Raw genomic sequence first — 1,237 nt, 5'->3', positions numbered from 1 at the left:
TGGCGGTACAGGTGACGGTATTACCTTAAAGGTATACTCTCATACCGTCATGAAAATGGTTTCTATACGGGTGAATTGTGCTTACCGATACAAAATTAAAAAACCTCAAGCCACAGGACAAACTGTACAAAGTTTCCGATCGTGACGGGCTGTATGTGGCTGTGCTTACGTCAGGCACGGTCTCGTTTCGCTACGACTACCGTATCAACGGTCGCCGCGAAACGCTGGTAATCGGGCAGTATGGGCGTGACGGTATCAGCCTGGCAGAAGCGCGAGAAGAACTGATTGCTGCAAAGAAGCTGCTTAAAGCAGGCCAGTCACCGGCTGCGGCTAAACGTGACGGTATCAAAAAGATTCGTGGTGCCGAGACGTTTGCGGTACATACCGACAGTTATATGAAACACGTCATCCTGGCTGACAGTACCCGCGCAATGAAACAGGCGGTGATCGACCGTGACATACTTCCGGTTCTTGGCAATAAAATGATGGCTGAAATTACCACATCGATGGTTCGTGATTTGTGTGACCGGATTGTCGAACGCGGTGGCCGGGCAACAGCAGTGCAGGCCAGGGAGATCATCAGCAGCGTATACCGTCACGCCAATGACCGTGGTCATGGTTTGTTTAATCCTGCGGCTGACATTAAACCTTCGTCTATCGCCATATTTAAACCACGAGAGCGAACACTGACACCAGAAGAAATTGGCCTGTTCTTCCGCACGCTGGATGCCATTGGTGCTATGGGCACTATGAAAATGGCTTTAAAACTGGTGCTTATCACTATGGTTCGTAAGGGCGAATTCACCAATGCAACGTGGGATGAAATAGATTTTAAAAAATGGACATGGACAATTCCTTCAGACCGCATGAAAGGAAGCCGGGCGCACGTTATTTACCTGCCTAAACAGGCACAGGATATATTGGTCGGGTTGCAGATGTGCGCTGGTGGAAGTGAATACCTGGTTCCTGGTCGTTACAATTTCCGGAAGCCATTATCTAATGCCGCACTGAACTCTCTGATCGACAGAACGGTGAAAATAATAAATGAAGATGGTGAGCATATTCAGGACTTCACCGTACACGATATGCGCCGTACAGCCAGTACGTTGTTGCATGAGGCTGGTTATCCTTCAGACTGGATTGAAAAGGCTCTGGCACATGAGCAGAAAGGTGTGCGCGCCGTATATAACAAAGCGGAATACGCCAGACAGCGCGCCTACATGTTGCAGCAGTGGGC

General features: G+C 49.2%; 1 protein-coding gene. It reads left to right on the top strand.

The genetic code is table 11. The features are described from left to right. Positions 1–77: 77 nt before the first annotated feature. Positions 78–1,237 (top strand): tyrosine-type recombinase/integrase (locus ACWIGM_RS31490; RefSeq protein WP_454029860.1); only part of this gene is annotated, 1,160 nt, incomplete at its 3' end.

The sequence above is a fragment of the Allobosea sp. NPDC055332 genome (assembly GCF_053645455.1).
This window is presented reverse-complemented; position numbering and strand designations above follow the sequence as displayed.